The organism is Savagea faecisuis (assembly GCF_042675605.1).
In the GTDB taxonomy this organism is placed as follows: Bacteria; Bacillota; Bacilli; order Bacillales_A; family Planococcaceae; genus Savagea; species Savagea faecisuis.
In genome coordinates this window covers 204895-229367 of sequence record NZ_JBHTJF010000034.1, presented here as the reverse complement: position 1 = coordinate 229367, position 24473 = coordinate 204895, and the positions used below count along the sequence as shown (strand labels likewise).

The 24473-nt window shown below is 42.2% G+C and carries 25 protein-coding genes and 1 riboswitch; of the genes, 17 read left to right on the top strand and 8 right to left on the bottom strand.

What is annotated here, in order from left to right; translation table 11 throughout:
* The first annotated feature begins 1 nt into the window (after position 1).
* A complete protein-coding gene (locus ACFQ0V_RS10625; protein WP_381013186.1) occupies positions 2-1150 on the top strand; it encodes an alpha-hydroxy-acid oxidizing protein in 1149 nt (382 codons plus the stop codon).
* A 43-nt stretch (positions 1151-1193) separates the two neighbouring features.
* On the opposite strand, the gene thiW is transcribed toward ACFQ0V_RS10625, so the two are convergent.
* The 4 genes from thiW to thiM are packed head-to-tail and all read right to left on the bottom strand — an operon-like array spanning position 1194 to position 3938.
* On the bottom strand, positions 1194-1718 hold the full coding sequence (thiW, locus tag ACFQ0V_RS10620; protein WP_381013184.1) for an energy coupling factor transporter S component ThiW: 525 nt from the start codon (positions 1716-1718) through the stop codon (positions 1194-1196).
* Positions 1708-2367, bottom strand: coding sequence for a thiamine phosphate synthase (thiE, locus tag ACFQ0V_RS10615; RefSeq protein WP_381013181.1), 660 nt, complete (start codon positions 2365-2367; stop codon positions 1708-1710). Before thiE ends, thiW begins: the two co-directional genes overlap by 11 nt.
* Positions 2364-3194 carry a bifunctional hydroxymethylpyrimidine kinase/phosphomethylpyrimidine kinase gene (thiD, locus tag ACFQ0V_RS10610; protein WP_381013179.1) on the bottom strand — a complete coding sequence of 277 codons (831 nt, stop codon included), beginning with the start codon at positions 3192-3194 and terminating at the stop codon, positions 2364-2366. The genes thiE and thiD overlap by 4 nt, the downstream gene beginning before the upstream one ends.
* The gene (gene thiM, locus ACFQ0V_RS10605; protein WP_381013177.1) at positions 3195-3938 is read right to left on the bottom strand and encodes a hydroxyethylthiazole kinase; all 744 of its coding nucleotides are present in this window, start codon (positions 3936-3938) and stop codon (positions 3195-3197) included.
* A gap of 68 nt (positions 3939-4006) precedes the next feature.
* Positions 4007-4095: riboswitch (TPP riboswitch) on the bottom strand.
* Positions 4096-4220: 125 nt separating this feature from the next.
* Here thiM and ACFQ0V_RS10600 point away from each other — a divergent pair.
* Together ACFQ0V_RS10600 and wrbA are read left to right on the top strand one after the other, a co-directional pair.
* On the top strand, positions 4221-5162 hold the full coding sequence (locus ACFQ0V_RS10600; RefSeq protein WP_381013176.1) for a VOC family protein: 942 nt from the start codon (positions 4221-4223) through the stop codon (positions 5160-5162).
* A gap of 62 nt (positions 5163-5224) precedes the next feature.
* Positions 5225-5833 carry an NAD(P)H:quinone oxidoreductase gene (wrbA, locus tag ACFQ0V_RS10595; RefSeq protein WP_381013174.1) on the top strand — a complete coding sequence of 203 codons (609 nt, stop codon included), beginning with the start codon at positions 5225-5227 and terminating at the stop codon, positions 5831-5833.
* Between the two features lie 40 nt (positions 5834-5873).
* Here the strand turns inward: wrbA and ACFQ0V_RS10590 are convergent, their stop codons facing one another.
* Positions 5874-7112: a M20 family metallo-hydrolase gene (locus ACFQ0V_RS10590; RefSeq protein WP_381013172.1), complete on the bottom strand. Its 1239-nt coding sequence runs from the start codon at positions 7110-7112 to the stop codon at positions 5874-5876.
* 287 nt (positions 7113-7399) lie between these two features.
* On the opposite strand from ACFQ0V_RS10590, the gene ACFQ0V_RS10585 reads away from it, so the two are divergent.
* The 5 genes from ACFQ0V_RS10585 to ACFQ0V_RS10565 all read left to right on the top strand — a co-directional run bounded on the left by ACFQ0V_RS10585 (position 7400) and on the right by ACFQ0V_RS10565 (position 12212).
* Positions 7400-9067, top strand: coding sequence for an SLC13 family permease (locus tag ACFQ0V_RS10585; protein WP_381013170.1), 1668 nt, complete (start codon positions 7400-7402; stop codon positions 9065-9067).
* A 229-nt stretch (positions 9068-9296) separates the two neighbouring features.
* The gene (adh, locus tag ACFQ0V_RS10580; RefSeq protein ID WP_381013167.1) at positions 9297-10829 is read left to right on the top strand and encodes an aldehyde dehydrogenase; all 1533 of its coding nucleotides are present in this window, start codon (positions 9297-9299) and stop codon (positions 10827-10829) included.
* A 15-nt stretch (positions 10830-10844) separates the two neighbouring features.
* The gene (locus tag ACFQ0V_RS10575; protein WP_381013165.1) at positions 10845-11210 is read left to right on the top strand and encodes a DUF779 domain-containing protein; all 366 of its coding nucleotides are present in this window, start codon (positions 10845-10847) and stop codon (positions 11208-11210) included.
* Positions 11211-11316: 106 nt separating this feature from the next.
* Positions 11317-11493: a hypothetical protein gene (locus ACFQ0V_RS10570; protein WP_194562414.1), complete on the top strand. Its 177-nt coding sequence runs from the start codon at positions 11317-11319 to the stop codon at positions 11491-11493.
* A gap of 104 nt (positions 11494-11597) precedes the next feature.
* Positions 11598-12212: an NAD(P)-dependent oxidoreductase gene (locus ACFQ0V_RS10565; protein WP_381013162.1), complete on the top strand. Its 615-nt coding sequence runs from the start codon at positions 11598-11600 to the stop codon at positions 12210-12212.
* On the opposite strand, the gene ACFQ0V_RS10560 is transcribed toward ACFQ0V_RS10565, so the two are convergent.
* Entirely contained in the window at positions 12209-12622 is a 414-nt protein-coding gene (locus ACFQ0V_RS10560; protein WP_381013159.1) for a thiol-disulfide oxidoreductase DCC family protein, read from the bottom strand. The genes ACFQ0V_RS10565 and ACFQ0V_RS10560 overlap by 4 nt on opposite strands.
* Before the next feature lie 114 nt (positions 12623-12736).
* Here ACFQ0V_RS10560 and ACFQ0V_RS10555 point away from each other — a divergent pair, with 114 nt between their 5' ends.
* A complete protein-coding gene (locus ACFQ0V_RS10555; protein WP_194562417.1) occupies positions 12737-12925 on the top strand; it encodes a histidine kinase in 189 nt (62 codons plus the stop codon).
* 40 nt (positions 12926-12965) lie between these two features.
* Here ACFQ0V_RS10555 and ACFQ0V_RS10550 read toward each other — a convergent pair whose 3' ends face one another.
* The gene (locus tag ACFQ0V_RS10550; protein WP_381013157.1) at positions 12966-13964 is read right to left on the bottom strand and encodes a DUF4179 domain-containing protein; all 999 of its coding nucleotides are present in this window, start codon (positions 13962-13964) and stop codon (positions 12966-12968) included.
* Complete coding sequence (locus ACFQ0V_RS10545; protein WP_381013154.1) at positions 13957-14490, bottom strand: sigma-70 family RNA polymerase sigma factor; 534 nt, start codon at positions 14488-14490, stop codon at positions 13957-13959. The genes ACFQ0V_RS10550 and ACFQ0V_RS10545 overlap by 8 nt, the downstream gene beginning before the upstream one ends.
* Before the next feature lie 166 nt (positions 14491-14656).
* Here ACFQ0V_RS10545 and ACFQ0V_RS10540 point away from each other — a divergent pair, with 166 nt between their 5' ends.
* From ACFQ0V_RS10540 to radA, 8 genes are all read left to right on the top strand, one after another.
* Positions 14657-15253, top strand: coding sequence for a biotin transporter BioY (locus ACFQ0V_RS10540; RefSeq protein ID WP_381013153.1), 597 nt, complete (start codon positions 14657-14659; stop codon positions 15251-15253).
* Positions 15254-15258: 5 nt separating this feature from the next.
* Positions 15259-16251: a biotin synthase BioB gene (gene bioB / locus ACFQ0V_RS10535; RefSeq protein ID WP_381013150.1), complete on the top strand. Its 993-nt coding sequence runs from the start codon at positions 15259-15261 to the stop codon at positions 16249-16251.
* A gap of 142 nt (positions 16252-16393) precedes the next feature.
* A complete protein-coding gene (locus ACFQ0V_RS10530; protein ID WP_381013148.1) occupies positions 16394-18091 on the top strand; it encodes a hypothetical protein in 1698 nt (565 codons plus the stop codon).
* A gap of 138 nt (positions 18092-18229) precedes the next feature.
* The gene (locus tag ACFQ0V_RS10525) at positions 18230-18688 is read left to right on the top strand and encodes a CtsR family transcriptional regulator (protein WP_381013146.1); all 459 of its coding nucleotides are present in this window, start codon (positions 18230-18232) and stop codon (positions 18686-18688) included.
* Between the two features lie 100 nt (positions 18689-18788).
* On the top strand, positions 18789-19331 hold the full coding sequence (locus ACFQ0V_RS10520) for a UvrB/UvrC motif-containing protein (protein WP_381013143.1): 543 nt from the start codon (positions 18789-18791) through the stop codon (positions 19329-19331).
* Positions 19321-20367, top strand: coding sequence for a protein arginine kinase (locus ACFQ0V_RS10515; RefSeq protein WP_381013141.1), 1047 nt, complete (start codon positions 19321-19323; stop codon positions 20365-20367). Before ACFQ0V_RS10520 ends, ACFQ0V_RS10515 begins: the two co-directional genes overlap by 11 nt.
* Before the next feature lie 83 nt (positions 20368-20450).
* The gene (locus ACFQ0V_RS10510; RefSeq protein WP_381013138.1) at positions 20451-22898 is read left to right on the top strand and encodes an ATP-dependent Clp protease ATP-binding subunit; all 2448 of its coding nucleotides are present in this window, start codon (positions 20451-20453) and stop codon (positions 22896-22898) included.
* 122 nt (positions 22899-23020) lie between these two features.
* Entirely contained in the window at positions 23021-24391 is a 1371-nt protein-coding gene (gene radA, locus ACFQ0V_RS10505; RefSeq protein ID WP_381013135.1) for a DNA repair protein RadA, read from the top strand.
* The last annotated feature ends 82 nt before the right edge of the window (positions 24392-24473 follow it).

Below are 24473 nucleotides of genomic sequence, written 5' to 3'. Positions count from 1 at the left end.
GATGAGTAAACGAGTAGAAGACGCATTTTTTAAAAAGGTGACGGCAGCAAAAACAGATTTTCCGGTAGGGGTGGAAGCTCTTTATGAAGCTGCGCAAAAGAAATTCGAAAAAAATCCATTCGGCTACATTTATTCTGGAGCGAGTGGAGAAGAGACGTTGCGTAACAACCGTCGTGCTTTTGAGCGTTGGGCAATCGTTCCTCGTTTTTTAACCGACGTGTCTGAAGTGGATACATCGGTTACGTTGTTCGGTAAAACATATGACACACCTATTTTATTTGCGCCTGTCGGTATGCAAAAGCTGGCGCATGAAGAGGCGGAACTAGCATCGAGTCGCGCAGCAGCGAAATTTGGAATTCCGTTTATTCAAAGTACGGTATCGAGCTATTCGATTGAGTCTATACAAGAAGCGACAAACGATAGTCCGAAGTGGTTCCAATTGTATTGGTCGACAGTGGACGAAGATTTACCGAAAAGTATGGTGCAACGTGCTGAACGAGCTGGCTATGAAGCGATCGTTTTAACGATTGATACGGTGCGCATCGGTTGGCGTGAAACGGATTTACGCAATCAGTTCTCACCATTAAAAGGCGGTCTCGGTAAAGCGAATTACGTGGAAGATCCTGTATTCCAACGCAGTTTACGCGATGACTCAGAAGAAGCGTTAATCGATGCGCTCGTTCAACATGTTCATCACCCGACACTCGGTTGGGAGCAGATTGAAAAGCTTCAAAGTTGGACGAAGTTACCGATTGTTTTAAAAGGGATTTTGCATCCAGAAGATGCGAAAGAAGCAGTCGCACGCGGTATCGACGGTATCGTCGTCTCCAATCATGGTGGACGTCAATTAGACGGTGTTATCGCGAGTTTAGATGCATTGCCTGCTGTTGTAGAGGCGGTGGACGGACGTATACCTGTTTTGTTCGATAGCGGGATTCGTAGTGGTGTCGACGTTGTCAAAGCGTTAGCACTAGGAGCAGATGCTGTCTGTGTCGGTCGACCATATATTTATGCATTAGGGATTGATGGAGAACGTGGCGTCACAACATGGGTTGAACATTTATTAGAAGAAATGACGGCATCCATTGCGCTAGCGGGGGCAAATAGCGTCAAACAAGTTCGCCATCTCACTTTAGTAGAAAATAAATAAAAGCAGTCGGGCATTTGCGTGCCTGACTGCTTTTTACGTCTAATTAATTTGTTGATTTTTTGGCGAACATTAATTGTAAGTCGTGTCCCGCTCTCGTTTTTTGAAGTTGTTTTACGAGAAGTAAACCGAGTATCGCTCCACTTAAACTAGAGAAGAAAAATCCTGGGACGAAGAAGAATGCCCCGAACTCTGTGCCCATTAACAATTTCGCATACGGTACGGCAAATAAAGAAGCGATGAGTCCTGTTCCGATTATTTCACCCGTTACAGCAGCCCAGCTTTTTTTGAATTTTTTATAAAGAACGCCTGCTAAAAATGCGCCGATCATACCGCCTGGAAATGCAAGTAACGAGCCAGTGCCGATAATGACACGGATGAGCGCTGCAAGAAACGCGATTAATACGCCTGGTCCAGTGCCGAGCATCATCGCAGCAATCACGTTAATCGCATGTTGGACAGGGAAAGCGCGCGCTGGTCCGAGTGGGAATGAAACGAACGTTGACCCGACGACAGCAATTGCCGCAAATAAAGAAATTAAAATCATTTTTCGAATTTTATCATTTTGCATCGTTAATCACTTCTTTCATAGTAGAGGCGAGTTTTTCTGTCGCCTCTTTTGGATTAGGTGCGCTAGCGATCGCAGAAATAATTGAAATTCCATCCGCTCCAGCTTCGATTGCTGGTGCGAAATTGTCTGCTTGTAATCCACCGATTGCGACGATAGGGAATTGTGCGAAATGTTGTCTCGTTTCTTGAATTGCTTTAGTACCCGCAACAGGATTCGTATCTAATTTTGTCGTTGTCGCGTATATAGGTCCCATTCCGATATAGTCGGCTCCCGCTTCAATCGCTGCTTTCGACTCTTGTAAAGTGTGACTCGAAACACCGATTATTTTGTCTGAGCCAAGCTTTTGACGCACGACTCCTGCATCGAGGTCGTCTTGTCCGACGTGCACACCGTCCGCTCCAATTTCAATCGCTAAATCGACATCGTCATTGACGATAAACGGAACGTTCGCTTGCTTGCATAGACGGAAGCAGTCACGCGCAAATTGTTTTTTTGCTTCGCCTGTTAATGCGTCATCTCCTTTTTCGCGGAATTGAAACATCGTAATACCACCATCGATCGCTTGCTGTAAGACGTCGAGCGGTTCATGAGAGCCACAATTGTTACTTCCCATAATGAAGTAGATACGAAGCGCTTCTTTTATATTCATTCGACATGAATCTCCTTTTCCATGCGGTCTTGTACGTAGCGGTATGCGCCATGGTTAGTCGGACCGTGACCGCTGCCTAATTGTAAGTCTTCTTCAATCGCTGCTTGAATGAATGATTTTCCGACGATTAATGCATCTTTCAGTGACATTCCTTTCGCTAAAGAAGCGGTAACTGCCGCAGAAGATGTACATCCTGTTCCGTGCGTATTATCGGTATCGATACGTTTTGATGTCATGGAGAATGACGTACCATCTTGTAAAAATACGAAATCTTTCGCGAACTCAGGGTCTTTACTATGTCCGCCTTTCATCCATACACCTTTTGCCCCTAAAGCTAGAATGCGCTCCGCCGCCGCTGCAATATCGTCTTCCGTTACAATTTCCATATTTGCGAGCACTTCCGCTTCAGGAATGTTTGGCGTAATAATTGTAGCGAGTGGTACGAGTTCCTTTTTTAAAGCATCGACTGCTTCTTGTTGAAGCAATGATGCGCCACCTTTCGCAATCATTACCGGGTCGATGACGATATTTTGAACATTGTATTGTTTGAACTTCTCAGCGACGATTTGAATAATTTCAGCAGAAAATAGCATTCCAGTTTTCACCGCGTCTGGGCGTAAGTCTGTCATGACCGCATCGATTTGGCTTTCGATCATATCGATATCGATCGGTTGAACCCCGTGCACCCCTAACGTATTTTGAGCTGTGATCGCTGTAATGGCAGATGTACCGAACGTTCCGAGCTCTTGGAATGTTTTTAAGTCCGCTTGAATCCCTGCACCTCCGCCACTATCTGAACCTGCGATTGTCATTGCGATTTTCACCATTTATAATTCCTCCATTTGTAAGTAATTTAAGCATTCCACTTGGAATTGACCGATTCCAGTAGCAGCTTGTCGTGCGTGTTCTGCTACTTTTTTATAAAAACGCACGCCTTGTTGAATCGTTTCTGCGTCTGTATTCACTGTTGCGAAAGCTGCCACGATCGTTGTGAGCACGCATCCTGCTCCAGTCACTTGCTTCATCCACGGGTCGCCACCTGTTATTTCAAACATCTGTCGTGCGCTAACGACGAGGTCTGTCGCTCCAGTGACGACGACGATTGCATCATATTTTTCGGCAACAAATCGTGCCATTTCTTGTACATTCGCTTCGCCACTTCCTGCATCTACTCCTCGTGCTTCCCATTGCTCGCCGGCGATCGCAGCGAGCTCACCTGCATTGAGGCGAAAAGCTGTCGGATTAACGACTTGCAATAAACGTTGACACATCGCTAAGCGAGAACGGATTGCACCGACACCAACAGGATCGATGACGACGGGAATCCCTCGTTCGTTCGCCTTTTGTCCTGCACGCGTCATCGCGAGTTCCGAGTGTTGTTGGAGCGTCCCAAAATTTAATACGAGCGCATCTGCAAAGCTCGTCACTTCAGTCACTTCGTCAGCTAAATCCGCCATGATCGGCGAAGCTCCTAATGCGAGTAGAGCGTTCGCTTGAAAGTTTGCCGTTACATAATTCGTAATACAGTGGATGACTGGTTTGTTTTTTCGTATGTGTTGTAGTGCTGTCATAAGCAATCTCCCTTTCATAAAAAAATCCTTCTCATTCTAAGTAGAAGAAGGAGAAGGATTTAACACCATGTGAAAAATACCCACTTTCCTCCGATGGTATCAACCATATCAGGTTCAAAGAGTACGTCTCAGCCCGCGGGCGCCCCTAGTGGTAAACTCGTATGCGTTTGTACATTTACTATACCATACAGTGAAAAGAAGAAACAAAGTTTTTGACAGAACGAAAAATCCTTGTTATGATATATCTTGAATTCAAGATAATGAAAGAGAGGAGAGAAGAATATGAAAATGGAAGGGATTCACCACATTACAGCGATTGTCGGTCATCCAGAACAAACGGCTCGTTTTTATGGGGATGTATTAGGGTTGCGACTCGTGAAAACGACAGTGAACTTTGATGATCCGACGACGTATCATTTGTACTTCGGCGATAGTGAAGGTAGTCCAGGCTCGATTATGACGTTCTTTAATTGGATGAATGATTATCGAGGAAAGCGCGGCAACGGACAAGTAGGCATTACATACTTTTTAATACCGCAAGGGAGCTTCGCATTTTGGCAAGAGCGATTACAGTCAAAACAAATTCAAACGAAAGTCGTTGAAAGCTTCGATGAAAGGCAACTTCATTTTGAAGATGAACATGGATTACAACTCGCTTTAATCGAACGACATATCGCGGTGACGAACGATTGGGAAACGGCAGAAATACCGTCCGAATATGCTATTCAAAAGTTCGGCGGTGCTCTTTTATATACAGGGAATATTGAAGCGACGAAACGATTACTTGAACAACAATTCGGTTATGTTTCACGTGGAACATTTGGAGAAAAGGAACGATTCATTTTGGAGGAGAACTCGGAAGAAACGATCGACCTCTATTCTTTAGATGGAGAACGTGGAAGTTTTGGAATTGGTACGGTACATCACATCGCATGGCGTACGAAAGATGCCAAAGAACAGCTCAAGTGGCAACAGCAATTACAAGCGCATTACAATGTAACACCTGTTCAAGATCGTGACTATTTCGAGTCGATATACTTCCGAGAGGGTGGAGGAATCGTTTGTGAAATTGCGACAGATGAACCTGGATTTTTCATCGACGAAACGGATGAAGCTTTAGGATCAACTTTACAATTGCCGACACAGTATGAACAAAATCGTGCTGTAATCGAGTCTCATATCGTTCCATTTCAACGTCCGAGTGGAAAACGCTCTTCTCATTAAATCGTAACACTCTTTATTATTTTGAATACACAATAGAACTTATTTAAAAGGAGATTATAAACATGACAAACGTAGCAATTATTTATTACAGTTCAACAGGTACAAACTATAAAATGGCACAATGGGCAGCAGAAGGTGCAAAAGAAGCAGGAGCATCGGATGTTCGTGTATTAAAATTACGAGAAACAGCACCAGAAGGCGCAATTGATTCAAATCCAGCATGGCGCGCTCACGTAGATGCGACGAAAGAAATTCCGACAGTTACATTGGAAGATTTAGAGTGGGCAGATGCGATTATTTGGAGCGTACCGACACGTTTCGGTAACGTACCGAGCCAATTCCAAAACTTTATCGATACGACAGGCGGCTTATGGTTCCAAGGGAAATTAGCGAATAAAGTAGTCAGTGCGATGGCGAGCGCTGGAAACGCAAACGGTGGTCAAGAAGTGACGGTTCACTCGATCTATACGACGATGTACCATTGGGGTGCAATCGTAACAGCACCAGGTTTTGTAGATCAATCTGCATACGCAGCAGGTGGAAACCCATACGGTACGAGCGCGACAGTATCACAAGAAGGTGAAATTGTAGAGCAAGTAGAAGAAGCAGTGAAAGCACAAGCGCGTCGTACGACAGAAGTAGCAAAAGCGACAGCGAGTCTCCGCGCATAATAAAAAGAGTCGAACGGAATTCCGTTCGACTCTTTTTTTATTATTTTGTTTGACACTTACTTTCTTGAATGACAAGGTCGAATAAAATATCGATTCCTTTACATAAATCTTCAATCTCCGTCCATTCTTTTGGAGAGTGGCTAATCCCTTTATGACTTGGAACGAAAAGGATTGTCGAAGGGACATGTTTAGCGAAGATCATCGCATCATGTCCAGCTCCACTATGCATGTCCATAAATGTATATTTTCTTTCTTTACAACTTTGTTTTAAATAATCATTCATAATTTTATCCATTTTTATCGGTTCGACTTGCAATTTATCCATTAATTTTACTTGGATTTCTTCCGTTTCATGAAGTTTTAAATAATCGTACAGTCGCTCTGTCGCAATATGCAGCGATTCATTTGTGCTTGAACGCAAATCAATCATAAATTCGACTGTATGTGGAATGACATTCGCACCGTTCGGATACACTTCTAAATGGCCAACTGTAATGACCGTTCCTGCTTCTGTTTGGTCGTGAATGAGTGTCGGTAAGTTTGCGATAATTTTACTTGCGGCGACAAGTGCATCTGCTCGTAAATCCATCGGAGTCGTACCGGCATGTCCTGCTTCACCTATTACTGTGATAGCGAGTTGCCTTAATCCGACGATACTTTCGACGATGCCGATATCGACTTCACTATTTTCTAAAAGAGGTCCTTGTTCAATATGAAGTTCAATATATCGAGCGATGGTATCGATAGGTCGTGCTTTTCTTTGAGGGAGAGTTAGTCCGCTTTGCTCAATCGCTTCAACTGTCGTCAAGCCATCGAATCCGACGAGTTGTTCGAATTGTTCTACAGGTAATTCACCTAATATGCTACGAGAGCCGATTAGACCTCCAGGAAAACGAGCACCTTCTTCTTCAACGAGTGCTACAAATTCAATCGTCTGTTTCGGTTGGAAGTCGTGTTCGGCAAAGAGAGTTGCCACTTCTAAAGCAGCGATGACTCCCGCAGTGCCATCAAAAGCTCCTCCATTCGGAACAGAATCAAAATGAGAGCCTACTAATATAGAAGGGAGAGATGAGTCTGTCCCGACTAACTTTCCGTAAATATTTCCGAAGCCATCTTCTTCTATGTCTAAATGAGCCTCTTTCATAATTTGTATTATTTTGTTACGTGCTTGCACATGTTCGTTTGAATATGTGAGACGAGTCACACCTTCAGACGGAGTAGCTGAAAATTGTTGAAATGTTTGAATCCATTGTTGAACCCGCGTACGGTTACTTTGCACAATGAGCCCTCCTCTTATAAATATCTTACTCCTTCAAAGTTAGCATGAAATTTTAAAAATGAAAAGTTTTGTCACAAAGTGCTGAACGAGCAAAAAAGCGACTTAAAGACACTTACGCTTTAGTAAAGTAAAGAAAGATTCAGAAAATATGAAAATAAGAAAAAACTTAACAAAAAGTTTGTTGAAAAGCTCTCGTTTCTATATTAATATTGTAAACATTCATACAGAGAAGATGATTTTCAATCTGTTTTAATACAAAGAATTTAAAAAAGAGGTAGGATGATGAGATGAACACAGTATGGGCAAAAATGTGGGATTGGCATGACCAAACGAAACGCATCTTTTCCATGTTTTCTTTGAAAAAAGAAAACGCTTTAGAAGCACAACAGGAAATGGCTCAACAGACAAATGAAAACGATAACAAAAATGATCACTCTAAACCCCCAAGAGGACGTACGAGTACACAAAATATCGGATTGTTGTTAGGGCCGGCTTTATTTTTATTAACGTTATTATTTTTATCACCAGAAGGAATGTCTCAAGAAGCATTAGCTGTTTTAGCGAGTACGCTTTGGATTGCGACATGGTGGGTAACGGAAGCGATTCCGATTCCGGCGACATCTCTATTACCCCTCATTTTGTTTCCGCTTTCAGGAGCGGTAGAAGGCTCGGTTGCAAGTTCATATGCAGACAATACGATCTTTTTATTTTTAGGTGGATTTATTATCGCGCTTGCGATGGAAAAATGGAATTTACACCGTCGTATCGCCCTTAATATTATTTTATTCGTCGGTACGAGTACGCAACGCCTCATTTTAGGATTTATGGTCGCGACTGGATTCCTCTCTATGTGGATTTCGAACACAGCGACAGCGATGATGATGATGCCGATTGGAATGGCAATTATCGCACACGTCGATACGGCAATTAAAGAAAATGCGGCAGAAACGAACTTCGGTAAAGGCTTAATGCTCGGAATCGGATATTCTGCATCGATCGGTGGACTCGGTACATTAATTGGTACACCACCGAACACGATTTTCGCAGGTGTTGTCGACAAAATGTACGGAATCGATATTTCATTCGCAAAATGGATGTTGTTCGGGGTTCCGATTTCAGTTGTTTTAATGTTTTTAGTTTGGCTTTATTTAACGAAAATAGCTTTCCCATTGAAATTAAAAGAAATTCCTGGAGGGAAAGAAGTTATTGTAAAAGAACGTGATTTATTAGGGAAAATGTCGAAAGAAGAACGTCTTGTCTTATTCGTCTTCGCATTCGCTGCATTTTTCTGGATTACGCGTACGTTTATCGCAAAAGTAGAATTTGCGAGCATCGGAGAATTTTTCGCACTTCGTGTGAATGATACGACAATCGCGATTGTTGCTGCTTTATTGCTCTTCATTTTACCGTCTAAAAAGACGCGTACAGGTGGTTTAGTCACTTGGGAAGATGCGGTGAAAGTTCCTTGGGGAATTTTACTGTTATTCGGTGGTGGTTTAGCGATTGCTACAGGATTCAAAGACTCAGGTCTTGCTCAGTGGATCGGTGAACAGTTAACGATTTTACAAGATGTCAATTTAATTATCGTCATTGCTATCGTCGCAACACTCGTCCTCTTCTTAACAGAAGTGACATCGAATACAGCGACAGCGACGATGATGTTCCCAATTATGGCTGCTTTAGCAGTAGCGCTTGAAGTGCATCCATATGCTTTAATGATCGCAGCGGGAGTAGCCGCTTCATGTGCGTTCATGTTACCTGTCGCAACACCACCGAACGCAATTGTTTTCGGTTCAGGCTTGTTGAAAATTAACGACATGGTGAAAGCAGGATTTTGGATTAATATTTTCTGTATATTCCTCATTACAGCGAGCATTTATATTTTATTACCACTCGTATGGGGAATCGACCTTCACACATTACCAGAGGAAATGAAAGTATTTTTAGATGAATAATTGAGAAATGAGAACTGCAACGAATCGTTGCAGTTCTCATTTTTAATTGGATATAAAATAATAAATTAAATAAAACATAGTTAAAATAACATTTAAAACATAAAAATAGATTGTTGAAACAAATAAATTGTCTTTCAGTATGAATATTTGTTATTATTAAAATAACGAATGTATGTAAACGCTTACAATAATTCGTGTATAGAATAGTAAACTCAAGGAGGAATGAACAATGGCTGAAACAAAGGTATATGTGAATCCGAATGAAGAAGGATCGCTCGTCCATTTCAAAGAGAAATACGACAACTTCATCGGAGGAAAATGGGTTGCACCGGTCAAAGGACAATATTTTGAAAACGTCACACCAATCACAGGACAAGTATTTACGAAAGTCGCTCGCTCTACGTCAGAAGACATCGAACTCGCTCTCGATGCTGCACATGCTGCGAAAGATGCTTGGGGAACGACATCGGTACAAGAACGTGCGAACATTTTGTTGAAAATCGCAGATCGACTGGAAGATAACTTAGAATTGTTAGCTGTTGCTGAAACTTGGGATAACGGGAAAGCTATACGCGAAACGTTGAATGCAGATATTCCGCTCGCGATCGACCATTTCCGCTACTTTGCGAGTGCGATACGCGCGCAAGAAGGTGGCCTTAGTCAAATTAATAACGATACGGTCGCTTATCATTTCCATGAGCCGATCGGAGTCGTCGGTCAAATTATTCCGTGGAACTTCCCAATTTTAATGGGTGTGTGGAAATTAGCACCTGCGCTCGCTGCAGGAAACTGTGTCGTTTTAAAACCAGCAGAACAGACGCCTGCTTCGATTATGGTCATGATGGAGTTAATCGAAGACTTACTACCAGCAGGAGTCGTCAATATCGTGAATGGATTCGGTTTAGAAGCAGGTAAACCGCTTGCGACGAATCCACGTATCGGCAAAATTGCTTTCACAGGAGAGACGACGACCGGTCGCCTCATCATGCAATATGCGACGGAAAACATTATACCGGTCACACTCGAACTTGGCGGCAAGTCGCCGAATATTTTCTTCGAAGATGTGATGGCACAAGATGACGGCTTTTTAGATAAAGCGGTCGAAGGACTCGTCATGTTCGCTTTAAACCAAGGGGAAGTATGTACGTGTCCATCGCGTGCACTCATCCATGAATCGATTTACGATCAGTTTATGGAGCGGGCATTGGAACGTGTCAAACAAATTAAAGTAGGAAACCCGCTAGATCCGACCGTCATGATGGGCGCTCAAGCTTCGACAGAGCAACTGGAGAAAATTTTATCGTACATCGATATCGGAAAACAAGAAGGCGCGGAATGTTTAATCGGTGGCGAACAAAATCAATTGGACGGAGATTTAAAAGATGGTTATTACGTGAAGCCTACAATTTTTAAAGGCGATAATAAAATGCGTATTTTCCAAGAAGAAATTTTCGGCCCGGTTCTTTCGGTAACGACATTCAAAACGAAAGAAGAAGCACTTGAAATTGCGAATGACACACTTTACGGATTAGGAGCAGGTGTTTGGACGCGCGATATGACGACAGCGTATCGTATGGGACGTGGCATTCAAGCAGGACGTGTTTGGACGAATACGTATCACCAATATCCAGCACACGCAGCGTTCGGCGGATATAAATTATCAGGAATCGGAAGAGAAAATCATTTAATGATGTTAAGTCACTATCAACAGACGAAAAACTTACTCGTTAGCTATGCGGATGGACCACAAGGCTTTTTCTAAAAAGAGGTGGTAACAATGGACGTACAACGTGTCGTTGCGACAGAAGCAGCGTTGAAGCTCATCGGTTTTTTGCGTGAAAAACACGGGCCACTCATGTTTCACCAATCGGGTGGGTGCTGTGATGGATCGAGTCCGATGTGCTATCCAGCAGGAGAATTTTATATTGGCAGTCAAGATGTGTTGCTCGGTCATATCGGAGAGACTCCGTTTTACATGCATAAAAGTCAGTTTGAGTATTGGCAACATACGCAATTAATTATCGATGTCGTAGATGGAAGAGGAGGGGTGTTTTCTTTAGAAGGTGTAGAAGGAAAGCGATTTTTAACACGTTCGCGTATTTTTACACCAGAAGAAAATGCACAGTTACAACAAAATATTTAAATTTCCAAGTCTTGATAATATGTTTCAATCCTAACTTATAAGGGTAATAGACAATTAATGGTAAACTAGTCGCGAAGCCTTTAGAAAAGAAAGAGGAGTGATTGAGATGAGAAAATGTGAAATTCAATATGAACCGAAATTTGAAAATGTAAAAGATAAATTGCCAGAGGAAAAAGATAAAATTTTCAATATGATCGGTGAAGGTGGACCGGTTTACGTTGAGAAAAAAGAAGTTTGCGATGACGGTGAAGAAAAATTAGAAGACATTAAAGTATCTCAATAGAGTAGGAAAGTGTATAGGGTGAATTCACTCTGTACACTTTTTTTGTGTAATGTCTTGTCAACCCGTAACATAGATAGAAAGAAGATAGGAGGAGAAAGATAAAGATGAATATTACAATTTTTGGGGCGACTGGGCGTGTCGGTAGCCTCGTCATGCAACGCGCATTGGATGAAGGGCATGCTGTTACTGCTTTTGTAAGAGATGCTTCTCGTCTAAAGCAACAACCGACAAAGCAAGTGATTGGAGACGTCCGTGTGAAAGAGGATGTTTTTCAAGCGATCGAAGGAGCTGATCTCGTCGTTAGTGCCCTCGGGACGGATAAAACGACAACGTTGACAGAGGCGATTCCATCCATTATTGCAGCGATGAAACAATTTGGAGTGAAGCGTATCGTGACGGTCGGGACAGCAGGAATTTTGCAAAGCCGCACAGATTCGTCGAAAGTTCGTTACGAAGCGGGAGACTCGAATCGCAAGCTCACATTCGCTGCGGAAGAACATCATCGTGTGTACGATCAATTAAAAGCGACAAGCCTCGATTGGACGATTGTTTGTCCAACGTACTTGCCAGACGGAGAGGCGACAGGAAAGTACCGTGTCGAAAAAGATCATTTACCAGTCGATGGGAAGATGATTTCAGTCGGGGATACCGCTCAATTTGTGTACGATGAATTAATGAATCAAAAGTTCAATCAGAGCCGTGTCGGTATCGCGTATTAATCATTTTGTTTTGATGTTATAAATCGCGCCATTTCTTCAGGAGTACCGAGGCGACAAGCATCACGTTTACCAAATAATCGGTAACGATATTTCGCAATGATCCGATAAACGATATTGCGAATCGATCGCGGTACGAGAAGTCCAATCGTACCGAGGAAACGATACGGGAATGTTAATTGCTGGGCAATTTTTAAAGCAGCATCGCTATATAAAAAGGCTTCGCCATCTTTAAGTAAAACGAGGCTGTCTACTTCTGGCGACACTCCGTAATGAGCGAGAAGCTGTTGACCAATATCGCTTTGTAAAGAAGCGAATTGAATCGTCTCTGCTTCATTGTGAGCTAAAATAAACTGAACGGCACCATTACATAAATTACAAACACCATCGAATAAAACAATCGGTTGTGTCATGTCCATTCCTTCTTTCATATTTTCTTTCAGTGTAACAGGAAAGTTTAGAATGTCGACATATTCATATGGTAAACTACATATGATGAAGAAACAGTGAAGGAGTAGGTGAGGCTCGTGCGCGTATTTATGTTTATTTTGCCGATTATGTTTATCGTTGGATCATTCAGCTGGTACATTTTAAATAAAGACCATCAAGAAGTGCCACCGACGACGAGAATGTGGTTGTCGATTGCGGCGATGTTTTTAAGTGGAATTTTAGCCTTTTTCTTATTCCCTAAAAATGAAATGCCACCGAAAAAATGAAAAAGTCATCATTTATCACTCAGATAAATGATGGCTTTTTTTAATACGTAAAAGTAAAAGTGTCTGCTTCTTGTTCATTAGGGAGTAGAATTTCAATCGTTAATTCTCTAGTGTCCAGCGGAATTACTTCATAGTAAGCGCGTGCTTTGTAGTGGTTGTTCTCTTTTTCGCCTGTCGTGTAAGAAGCGTAATAGTTCCAATCATTGTCATCTCTTACGGAAAGAATAAAACCTTCGAGCGCCTCTTCATTGAACCCTTCGATTTCGTAATGAAGCGTCGTTGTAATAGGCGATTGTTCGATGGAATGCAAGGTGAACGTATATTCTTTCTGCTCGATTGTTTGTTCAACTTCGATCCGTGTCGTCGGTTGCTTTTCGACTTCGAATTGGAAAGCCCAATCGCCTTCAAACGTCGTTTCATGATCTCCTAAATCATGTTCATAAAATGTGATGCCACCAACATTCCAAGAAATATGAAGCGTTTCGGGCGGAGCTTCTACAAAGTCTGCTTGTGTGCGAAGTTCGACGATCGTTTTATGAGGGGACACTCGATATGATGTTTGTCTGCTCGTTCCAGTGAAAGCTTGCCCATTCCATTGCAAAGGATTTCCGTGGAGATTGACGTACGGTTTGTCGGATGGTTTTTCTGTTTCTACGGAAAGATAGGCTGCGAGAAATGCCCCGTCGTAGACAGCACGTTCGACTTCAATCGTCACTTCACCGTATTGCTGTTTTAAATGTAAAGGAGTGGAAAGTTCCTTATTTCGTTCGTGTATTTCTTTTTCTGTCGGTTCTTCTTTTATGAACAGCGCCACGATGTCTTCCATAAATGGAATCGTTGAAGCGATTGTTGGCGATAAGACGCTTGCACTTACGATAGTCATAAATAATAATGCGATTGCGAGTAATCCTTTTACAAGAGAGGATGTTTTTTTCGTTTGTTTTTGTTGTTGAATATGTGCGATGACTCGTCGTTGTTCTTCTTCTGAAAATGGTAAGGGCTCTAATTGGTCCAATTGTTTACGTTCTCGATCAGTCATCGTCAACCTCTCCTTTCTGAATAGCTTGTTCAATCGTTTTACGTCCTCGATATAGCCTGTTGTCGATACTTGAGACCGATAAATTAAAATGTTCAGCGAGTTCGCGTTGCGAATAAAGTTCATAATATTTTAAATAAAAAATTTGCCGGTCTAACTCATCGAGAACGTTCAAATAGCGGAAAATGCCGCTTTCTTCCTCCGTTGTCGCTCGTTCTGGTAAATGGGCAAGTGGAATTTCTTCTTCTAACCTTCGCTTATATTGTCGGTAATGATCGATCGCGACGTGACGCGCAATCGTGCCGAGCCAATATTTAAATTGTTCGACCTCTCCCTTATAAGTACGGGCGTTATTCCATGCTTTTAAAAAACTATCATTGACACATTCGTCGACTGCAACGGATCCGGCAATCGGTGCGATGATGGAATGACATACTGCTTTAACAAAGCCGCCATATGTATGAACGACAATGGGAAGGCTCGTTTCTTTCTGTTTTTGAAATTGTTTTAGCTCTCGTTTTGTAATCATCGAAACCCTCCTATCTTTTCACTAACTATAACGGACGAAATATCGAATATCTCTCAAGAAAATAAAAATATTTAAGTTAACTTTTTAAAAATAAGTATTGACATAAAAGATGTAAGCGTTTTATGATAGTAATTGAGTTAACTAAAATAATTAGAAGGTGAACGTATTGAATATAATAGCAAATGAAACGAATCGTTTAAATACAGGGCAACAAAAACTCGTCATGATGGTGTATGCAGCAATGTTTGCGGCATTGATGGCGATCGGCGCGAACATTACGACATTTTTACCTTTTCTCGTCGTAGCAGGTGTTCCGATTACGTTGCAAACATTTTTCGCAATATTAGCAGGGCTTTTGCTCGGTAGTCGTGGCGGCGTGCTTGCAACGACATTGTATATGGCACTCGGATTGATCGGTGCTCCTGTACTTGCTGGATTTAAAGGTGGACCAGCACAATTGTTTAGTCCATTTTTCGGGTTTGTCGTATCTTTCATTATCGTAGCTTATGTCGTAGGGAAGATTTCAGAAACGTATCCGACAAAGGTCGGTTTCGTCATTGCAGCGACAGTCGGAACGGTGATCAATTACGTATTCGGAACGACGTGGATGTATTATGCGTGGAAATTTTGGGCGGAGGCGCCAGAAGTATTCAGTTACAAAATCGCATGGCTCGCTCTCGTACCACCGATGCCGAAAGATGCTGTGTTGATGGTCGTTTGTGGATTGCTCGGTTACCGCATTGCTCATATTAAAAGGAGATGAATGGAATGAATTACGCAACATTAGCAGAAGAAGTTTTGAACGGACATGTCATTACAGATGAGGAAGCGCTCGCGATTTTAAATAGTCCCGACCGTGATTTATTAAGTCTTTTAGATGGGGCGTACACGATTCGCCACCATTATTATGGAAACAAAGTGAAGTTAAATATGATCATGAATACGAAATCAGGTTTATGTCCTGAAAACTGTGGCTACTGTGCACAGTCGATTGTTTCAAAGGCACCTGTTGAAAAGTACGCGATGATGAAATCGGATGAAATCGTTGAAGGAGCGGAGCGTGCAGCGGCATCGAATGCTGGTACGTTTTGTATCGTCGCGAGTGGTCGTGGTCCGCGCGATCAAGAACTGGAGATTGTCACAGAATCCGTCAAGCGCATTAAAGATAAGTTTCCAGATATGACAGTGTGCGCTTGTCTTGGCTTACTAAAACAAGATCAAGCGACGAAATTGAAAGAAGCGGGCGTTGACCGTTACAATCACAATATTAATACGTCGGAAGAACATCATAAAAGCATTACGACGTCGCACAATTATGATGATCGTGTACGCACGGTTAACTATGCAAAAGAAGCGGGAATTTCACCTTGTTCAGGCGTCATCGTCGGAATGGGAGAAACGAAAGAAGATATCATCAATATGGGACGCAGCTTGTACAATTTAGATGCGGACTCGATTCCTGTCAACTTCTTGCATGCGATTCCTGGAACACCTTTGGAAGCGCTAGATGAATTGAATCCACGCTACAATTTAAAAGTGCTCGCACTTTTCCGTTATATGAATCCGACGAAAGAGATTCGTGTATCAGGCGGTCGCGAAGTGAATTTACGCAGCTTGCAACCGATGAGTTTATACGCGGCGAACTCTATTTTTGTCGGCGATTACTTAACGACGGAAGGACAAGAAAACAATTCTGACTTCCAAATGCTTGAAGACTTAGGGTTCGAAATCGATCGAACACCATTAACAGTTGCTCAATAAGTAGTCACTTTGCTACTTTTTGATAGAGATACACCCCTTACTTAAAATGACCTTTTGCCCAAGGTCATTTTTTTGTGTTGAAAATGAAACTATCGGGTATTTCATACGTAAAAGAGATACTAGAAGAAAGAGGGGATTTTTCATGACACAACTCATTCTATTTTCAATTATTGTCGGCCTCCTATTAGCTGCTTTAATGACGCCGTTTCTTCCGAAAAAAAGAAAGAATGAAGAGGAAATTGTGCGACGCCATCAACCAGTGAAATGGTTCATCGGCTATGCGATAATTTATTCAATTGCTATATTTATTTTTTACTATGTGACGAATTTAGATCGTAATTTATCATCGCTTTGGTTAATCGTCTTAATTTTTGCGATTCTTGGAGCGACAGTCGCACAAGAAGTCGAGAAAAAAGTGAAAGGCGTGATCGCGCTTCTCGCACTCGGGTTCGGAGTTTATATATTAAGTGCGCCTGTTTGGAATGCAGACGAGAAATATGCTGCTGTTGAAATGGAAGAACAAGTTGAAATTACACCATTTGACGAAACGAAAAAACCAGCGAGCGTTCCACCGCAATTTGTCCGCAATAAAATGAAAAAAGCATTCGGTCAAGTGCCAAATACGAGTTATTATGAACTCGGAAATTTACAAATTCAAAAAGTGAACGGGGAATTTGTTTATATTGCACCTGTCGAATTTTCAGGACTCTTTAAATGGTGGAACGGTAAAACAGTACCGGGCTACTTTACGATGAGTGCGACAGATTCGGCAGACAATCCACGCTTTGTAAAAGCGGAAATGACGTACACACCATCTGCATATTTCGGCAAACAAGTGGAACGTCATATGCGAATGGATCACCCAGAGCTCATTTATTACGGAAAAGCACAACTGGAAGTCGATGATGACGGAAAACCGTTCTACATCGCTTCATATGGAAAGTTCATTACAGCACGGGATGGATTTGACGTGCAAGGAATCGTCATGGTCGATACGGAAACGGGGAAAACGACGAAATATGCTTTGTCTGAAATTCCAGAGTTTATCGACGGCGCCGTATCGCCTGAAGCGGTCAGTTTACAAAATAGTTATTACGGAAAATACGTACACGGATTTTTCAACTCTTTATTCGGTAAAAAAGATGTGAAAATTCCTTCTGATGAAGGGGTAGAAGCGAGTGTGAACCCGGTCTTTGACGAAACAGGTCACATGTATTACTTCACTGATTTTACAAGTCCGAAAGAAGAAGTTGATTCGATGCTCGGGTATGCGTTAACGGATGCGCGAACAGGAGAGGCGATTTACTATACGGGGAATTTAGAAGAGTCTTACATGGATTCTGAAGGAGCCCTTCAAATTGTCGAGAAGAAATTTATCGAAAAGAAATGGCTCGGCGAAATGCCGGTCTTGTACAATTTTTACGGTGAAGCGAGCTGGCTCGTGCCCGTCCTCGACTCCAATGGCTTTTTGCAAAACTACTTCATCGTGTCGGCAGCGAACCCTGAAATATCTGTCTATGCGAATTCACCAAATGAAGCGTTAAAGCTTTACAAAACAGCTTTACAACGTGGAGGAAGCACAGTAGAAGGAACTTCTAACGCAGAAGTGAAAGAAGCGACAATCACGGTCGAACGAGTTTTTAAAGAGCGAGTAAACGAAGCGACGATCATTAGTGTATTAGCGACGAACGGTCAAAACTATCTCATTTCAACAGAATCTGCTCCACTCGGCGTCTACGTTGAAAAAGGAGATGTGTTACGCGTTCAATATGCGGATACAGGAGATTTCTTCTTACCTGTTCAAACGTTTGAAAACACAACGATTTCAATAACTGAATAAAAGATAAACATTGACGCGGTCGCTCATGAAGAGGCCGTGTCTTTTTGACAATCACGATACGAATGAGTTGCGACGTCATGTAAAAAAGAATATAATTAAGTCAAAGATAGTCAAAGTCAGCAGAGAGAAGGTGATCGAATGAAAAACATTACAGACATCATCGAACAATATTTAAAGGCGATATTGGAAGAAGACGATGGTGCGATTGAAATTAAACGCAATGAAGTTGCAGAAAAGTTTCAATGTGTCCCTTCGCAAATTAACTATGTCATTAATACGCGTTTCACAATTGAGCGCGGATACGCAGTGGAATCGAAGCGTGGTGGGGGTGGATATATACGAATTTATCAAATTCAACTCCATTCAAAAAAAGACGTGTTAGATCACGCTTTAGAAATGTTAGGACGAAGCGCTTCTTACGGAGTAGTGGAAGATGTCATGTATATGCTATTGAAAGAAGAGATTGTGACGGAGCGGGAAGCGAGGATGTTATTAGCAGGCGTTTCGCGGGCGATATTAGATTCATCTTTACCGAATGCGGACGAATGGCGAGCGAAAATTGTTCATTCGATGATTGAAACATTATATTATCGATGATTTTTCACATATTGCTTAAGTTTTATGGAACAGTTCTTTATACTGAATGTATACGTTTTCAAAATAGAAAGACAATTCGAATAAAGGGGTGGTTTTCCTTATGTTATGCGATAGCTGTCAAGCGAGAGAAGCGACTGTTTTTGTAACGAAAGAAACGATGGACGGACGAAAAGAATACCAACTATGTGAAAAATGTGCTTTCGAATCGAATGAAGGACAAGATTCGATGCAAGCGCAACCGATGACGATGCAACAATTTTTAGGAAATTGGTTCGGTCAACCGGAAACGGTAAGTAAAGTGCGACCTTATCATGAGGCGTCAATTCTTTGTACGAACTGCCAAATGTCATATGAACAGTTTTTGAAAAAAGGCCGTTTCGGTTGTGAGCAATGTTACGAAACATTTAGCGAGCAATTACCGAATGTATTTAACAAATTACACAACGGACATGAACGGCATATTGGAAAGGTGCCAGCTTATTATCCAGAGGCGTTCGCTTTAGAGCGCAAAATTAAAGAAGTGCGCGAACAGATGAATGAAGCGGTGAAAGAGGAGCGCTTTGAAGATGCGGCGATGCTGCGTGACGAAGCGATTCGACTTGAAACACAATTGAGTAGCGGAGGTGATTCTCATGACAATTGAACGATTTATCGATAATGCTTCTACAGGTTGGATGCAAGGTGGCGGAGAACAATCAGATATCGTCATGTCAACGAGAATTCGTCTCGCGCGCAACATTCAAGGGATTAAGTTTCCGACGATGTTTACACAAGAAGATGCGATGGAAGTGCGCAGACGCGTCCGTGAAGCTTTACGAGAAGAAGTGCACGAATGGATTGATATGAATGAAATTTCGGCTTTAGAACGTCAAGTGCTCGTCGAGAAACATATTATTAGTCGGGACTTAGCGAGTAAAAAAGAGATCGGCTCTGTCGCATTAAGTGAAGATCAAAAACAAAGCATTTTAATTAACGAAGAAGACCATTTGCGCATCCAATGCATTTATCCAGGTTTGCAGCTAGAGCGTGCTTATGAACAAGCAGAACTTGTAGATCATTATTTAGAAGGACCGCTAAAATTTGCATTTGATGGTGAATTTGGATATTTGACGAGTTGTCCTTCTAATACAGGTACAGGAATGCGTGCTTCGGTCATGATGCATTTGCCTGCTTTAACGATTACACGTCAAATGGAACGCGTCATTCCAGCTATTTCACGTTTAGGAATTGTCGTGCGTGGTAGTTACGGAGAAGGCAGTGAAGCGCCAGGCAATATTTATCAAATTTCTAACCAAATTACGCTCGGCAAAACGGAGCATGAAATTTTGCAAGAGTTGAAGCATATCGTTATGCGTTTAATTTCTCACGAACGCCGTTCACGTGATATGTTGCTACAACAGTCACGTATAGCACTTGAAAATAAGTTGTTCCGTTCGTTAGGAACGATCACATATGCGAGATTATTACCATCTACTGAAGCTGCCAAATGTTTATCAGACGTTCGTCTCGGAATCGATCTCGGATTAATTCAAGATGTCGACATGTCGATTTTGAACGAATTGATGGTGTTCATGCAACCTGCTTTTCTTCAGCAATATGCAGATGCAGAGTTAAATGCAGATCAACGCGACATGTTCCGTGCAAAACTTTTCCGAGAAAGACTGCAAATGAAAAAGTGAGCGGATATTTTGTAAAAGGTATCTTTTTCTCATATAATTGAATTAGTCAAAGAAGGTCAAAAGGATAAAAAGGAGAGATCTATATGATGTTTAACCGATTTACGCAAAGAGCACAACGTGTACTCCAATTGGCACAAGAAGAGGCCATTCGCTTAAAACATGAAGCGATCGGGACAGAACATATTTTACTCGGTCTCATTCGTGAAGGAGAAGGACTTGCGGCAAAAGCGCTTGAAGCGATTGATGTCGATTTAAATACAATAGAACAAGGTGTTGAACAATTAATCGGTCAAGGAGAGAAGGAAGTTGGCCCGATTGTTCATTACACACCGAGAGCGAAAAAAGTCATCGAGCTATCTGTCGATGAATCGAGAAAGCTCGGTCATTCTTACGTCGGAACAGAGCACATTTTACTCGCGCTCATTCGTGAAGGTGAAGGGGTAGCTGCACGTGTATTAAACAATGCAGGTGTAAGTTTAACGAGAGCTCGTCAACAAGTGCTCGCTTTACTCGGCAGTGCGGATGCGAGCAACAGTAAACAAAACAACAATGCAGGCAATGCAAAAGCGACGCCTACTTTAGATAGCTTAGCACGTGATTTGACAGAGATCGCACGTGAAGGGACACTCGATCCAGTGATTGGACGCAGTAAAGAAATTACACGTGTCATTGAAATTTTAGCACGTCGTATGAAAAACAACCCGGTATTAATCGGAGAGCCTGGCGTCGGGAAAACGGCAATTGCAGAAGGTCTCGCTCAACAGATCGTCGCGAATGAAGTGCCAGAAATTTTACGCGATAAACGCGTCATGGTACTCGACATGGGAACGGTCGTTGCAGGGACAAAATATCGTGGTGAATTCGAAGATCGTATGAAAAAAGTGATGGAAGAAATTCGCCAAGTCGGCAATGTCATTTTATTCATCGACGAATTGCACACATTAATCGGTGCAGGTGGTGCAGAAGGAGCAATCGACGCATCGAATATTTTAAAACCGGCATTATCGCGTGGAGAACTTCAATGTATCGGTGCGACAACAATTGATGAGTACCGCAAATATATCGAAAAAGATGCCGCGCTAGAACGTCGTTTCCAACCGATTCAAGTCGACGAACCGACAGTGGAAGAAACGGTTCAAATTATTTACGGCTTGCGTGATCGTTACGAAGCGCATCACCGTGTGAAAATTACAGATGAAGCAGTAGAAGCAGCAGCGACGATGAGTGATCGTTACATTTCAGACCGTTTCCTACCAGATAAAGCGATCGATTTAATCGATGAAGCAGGTTCGAAAGTACGCTTACGCTCATATACAACACCGCCGAGTTTAAAACAATTAGAAGAAGACTTAGAGCGTGTTCGTCAAGAGAAAAATGCAGCGGTTCAAAGTCAAGAATTTGAAAAAGCAGCTTCTTATCGTGACGAAGAACAGAAATTAATGCAAAAATTAAATACGACAAAAGAAGAATGGAAAGAGCAACAAGGCAAGACGGAATCAGAAGTGACAGTAGAAGATATCGCAGAAGTTGTCGCGATGTGGACAGGCGTTCCTGTTTCGAAAATTGCTGAAACTGAAACGGTCAAACTGTTAAATATGGAAGAATTGCTTCATGAGCGTGTCATCGGTCAAGATGAAGCAGTCGTCGCCATTTCAAAAGCGATTCGTCGAGCACGTGCCGGATTGAAAGATCCGAAACGTCCGATCGGTTCATTCATCTTCCTCGGTCCGACAGGTGTCGGTAAAACTGAATTAGCACGAGCACTTGCGGAATCAATGTTCGGTGACGAAGAAGCGATGATTCGTATCGATATGAGTGAATACATGGAGAAACATGCGACGAGCCGTCTCGTCGGTTCACCTCCAGGATATGTCGGTCATGATGATGGTGGACAATTGACGGAAGCAGTACGTCGTAAACCGTATTCAGTCGTCCTACTCGATGAAATTGAAAAAGCACATCCAGATGTGTTCAACATTTTATTACAAGTGTTAGAAGATGGTCGTCTCACAGATTCGAAAGGTCGCACAGTCGACTTCCGTAACACCGTCGTCATTATGACGTCAAACGTCGGAGCGACAGCATTAAAAGACAATCGCTATGTTGGGTTTAACTTACAAGACTCAGCAGAAGATGATCATAAGAAAATGAAAGAAAGCATGCTAGAAGCATTGAAACGTGCATTCCGACCAGAATTCTTAAACCGTGTGGACGAAATGATCGTCTTCCACTCATTAAATAAAGAACAATTACGTGAAATTGTTTCTCTCATGTCTGATGAATTGACGAAACGTTTAGCGGAACAAAATATTTCGCTCACTATTACAGATGATGCGAAAGATAAAGTAGCTGAAATTGGTTATGATCCAGATTATGGAGCACGTCCGTTACGTCGCGCAATTCAGAAGCATATTGAAGATCTCTTATCTGAAGAATTGTTAAAAGGAACAATTCAAGAAGGTGGAGACGTAACAATCGATGTGAAAGACGGAGAGTTTTACATCAAAACGAATGAAACAGTGAGCGTTTAATTAACGTCGATGAAAAGCTACCGAGTTCAAGTTCGGTAGCTTTTTTAATGAAAAAGTCATTTCTTCACTTTCGTGTAACGTAAACATGCTACATTGAAAGAAGTGGCAAGGAGGTTAACGGATTGGCAAAAAGAAAAGTAAAGTTCATGTGTAAAGATTGTGGTTATGAGTCTCCGAAATGGATGGGGCGCTGTCCAGGCTGTGGTGCTTGGAATACGATGGACGAAGAAGTAGAGGTTAAAACGAAAGGTCCGAGAGGGGCGTTTCAGCATACGACCGTTCAATCTCAAAAAGCGGTTCCAATCAATGAGGTCGCGATTGTAGAAGAACCACGAGTGTCGACTGATTTAAATGAATTGAATCGCGTATTAGGTGGCGGAATTGTTCCGGGTTCTCTCATTTTAATCGGAGGAGATCCAGGAATCGGGAAGTCGACTTTATTATTGCAAGTGGCTTCTTTACTAGCGAATAAACAAGAGCGTGTCCTTTATATTTCAGGAGAAGAGTCTGTACGTCAAACGAAATTAAGAGCAGAACGTCTCGCGGTGCAATCGAATGAGTTATACATTTATTCAGAAACGAACCTTTCACAAATCCATGAAACCGTGCACCAAGTGAAGCCTAAATTTATCGTCGTCGACTCCATTCAGACGATTTATCATCCGGAAGTGACGAGTGCACCAGGAAGTGTATCTCAAGTGCGCGAATGTACGGCGGAATTGATGCGCATTGCGAAAACTGAAAACATCGGAATTTTCATCGTCGGTCATGTGACGAAAGATGGTCAAATTGCAGGGCCACGTTTGTTAGAACATATGGTAGACACGGTTCTTTATTTTGAAGGAGATCGTCATCATTCGTACCGTATATTGCGAAGTGTAAAAAACCGCTTTGGTTCGACGCATGAGTTAGCCATTTTTGAAATGGCACAAGCAGGGTTACGAGAAGTATTAAACCCTTCTGAACTATTTTTAAGTGAACGTTCCAAAAGTGGTGCAGGGTCTACGGTTGTCGCTTCGATGGAAGGGACGCGTCCAATTTTAGTTGAAGTGCAAGCACTCGTTACCCCTTCAAGTTTTAACTATCCGAAGCGTATGGCGACAGGAGTCGATCAAAATCGAATTTCTCTCCTCATGGCTGTATTGGAAAAGCGTATGGGACTCATGCTGCAAGCGCAAGACGCTTACATTAAAGTGACGGGCGGTGTGAAGTTAGACGAGCCAGCTATTGATTTAGCGATTATTGCGAGCATTGTTTCTAGTTATAAAGAAGAGGCAGTCGGTTTAACAGATTGTTTCATCGGAGAAGTCGGTTTGACTGGTGAAGTAAGGCGCGTGTCACGCATTGAACAACGTGTGAATGAAGCAGCTAAATTAGGCTTCACACGTATTTTTTTACCCGCATCGAATATCGATGGATGGGAGCCTCCGAAAAATGTTCAATTAATCGGTGTCGAAACGATTCAAGATGCATTAAGACAAGCTTTTCAGTGAACTACCCACCACTTAACTTCGTTTGAAGTGGGGGCTTCTCGCTTCCACGAACATAGCTTGCAAGCAAGTCTTATGTGTTCTC

Bases quoted from the DNA above. Each gene is read 5' to 3' on its own strand.
- ACFQ0V_RS10625 (WP_381013186.1), top strand. From the start codon at position 2: ATGAGTAAACGAGTAGAAGACGCATTTTTTAAAAAGGTGACGGCAGCA.
- thiW (WP_381013184.1), bottom strand. From the start codon at position 1,718: ATGCAAAATGATAAAATTCGAAAAATGATTTTAATTTCTTTATTTGCG.
- thiE (WP_381013181.1), bottom strand. From the start codon at position 2,367: ATGAATATAAAAGAAGCGCTTCGTATCTACTTCATTATGGGAAGTAAC.
- thiD (WP_381013179.1), bottom strand. From the start codon at position 3,194: ATGGTGAAAATCGCAATGACAATCGCAGGTTCAGATAGTGGCGGAGGT.
- thiM (WP_381013177.1), bottom strand. From the start codon at position 3,938: ATGACAGCACTACAACACATACGAAAAAACAAACCAGTCATCCACTGT.
- ACFQ0V_RS10600 (WP_381013176.1), top strand. From the start codon at position 4,221: ATGAAAATGGAAGGGATTCACCACATTACAGCGATTGTCGGTCATCCA.
- wrbA (WP_381013174.1), top strand. From the start codon at position 5,225: ATGACAAACGTAGCAATTATTTATTACAGTTCAACAGGTACAAACTAT.
- ACFQ0V_RS10585 (WP_381013170.1), top strand. From the start codon at position 7,400: ATGAACACAGTATGGGCAAAAATGTGGGATTGGCATGACCAAACGAAA.
- adh (WP_381013167.1), top strand. From the start codon at position 9,297: ATGGCTGAAACAAAGGTATATGTGAATCCGAATGAAGAAGGATCGCTC.
- ACFQ0V_RS10575 (WP_381013165.1), top strand. From the start codon at position 10,845: ATGGACGTACAACGTGTCGTTGCGACAGAAGCAGCGTTGAAGCTCATC.
- ACFQ0V_RS10570 (WP_194562414.1), top strand. From the start codon at position 11,317: ATGAGAAAATGTGAAATTCAATATGAACCGAAATTTGAAAATGTAAAA.
- ACFQ0V_RS10565 (WP_381013162.1), top strand. From the start codon at position 11,598: ATGAATATTACAATTTTTGGGGCGACTGGGCGTGTCGGTAGCCTCGTC.
- ACFQ0V_RS10560 (WP_381013159.1), bottom strand. From the start codon at position 12,622: ATGACACAACCGATTGTTTTATTCGATGGTGTTTGTAATTTATGTAAT.
- ACFQ0V_RS10550 (WP_381013157.1), bottom strand. From the start codon at position 13,964: ATGACTGATCGAGAACGTAAACAATTGGACCAATTAGAGCCCTTACCA.
- ACFQ0V_RS10545 (WP_381013154.1), bottom strand. From the start codon at position 14,490: ATGATTACAAAACGAGAGCTAAAACAATTTCAAAAACAGAAAGAAACG.
- bioB (WP_381013150.1), top strand. From the start codon at position 15,259: ATGAATTACGCAACATTAGCAGAAGAAGTTTTGAACGGACATGTCATT.
- ACFQ0V_RS10530 (WP_381013148.1), top strand. From the start codon at position 16,394: ATGACACAACTCATTCTATTTTCAATTATTGTCGGCCTCCTATTAGCT.
- ACFQ0V_RS10525 (WP_381013146.1), top strand. From the start codon at position 18,230: ATGAAAAACATTACAGACATCATCGAACAATATTTAAAGGCGATATTG.
- ACFQ0V_RS10520 (WP_381013143.1), top strand. From the start codon at position 18,789: ATGTTATGCGATAGCTGTCAAGCGAGAGAAGCGACTGTTTTTGTAACG.
- ACFQ0V_RS10515 (WP_381013141.1), top strand. From the start codon at position 19,321: ATGACAATTGAACGATTTATCGATAATGCTTCTACAGGTTGGATGCAA.
- ACFQ0V_RS10510 (WP_381013138.1), top strand. From the start codon at position 20,451: ATGATGTTTAACCGATTTACGCAAAGAGCACAACGTGTACTCCAATTG.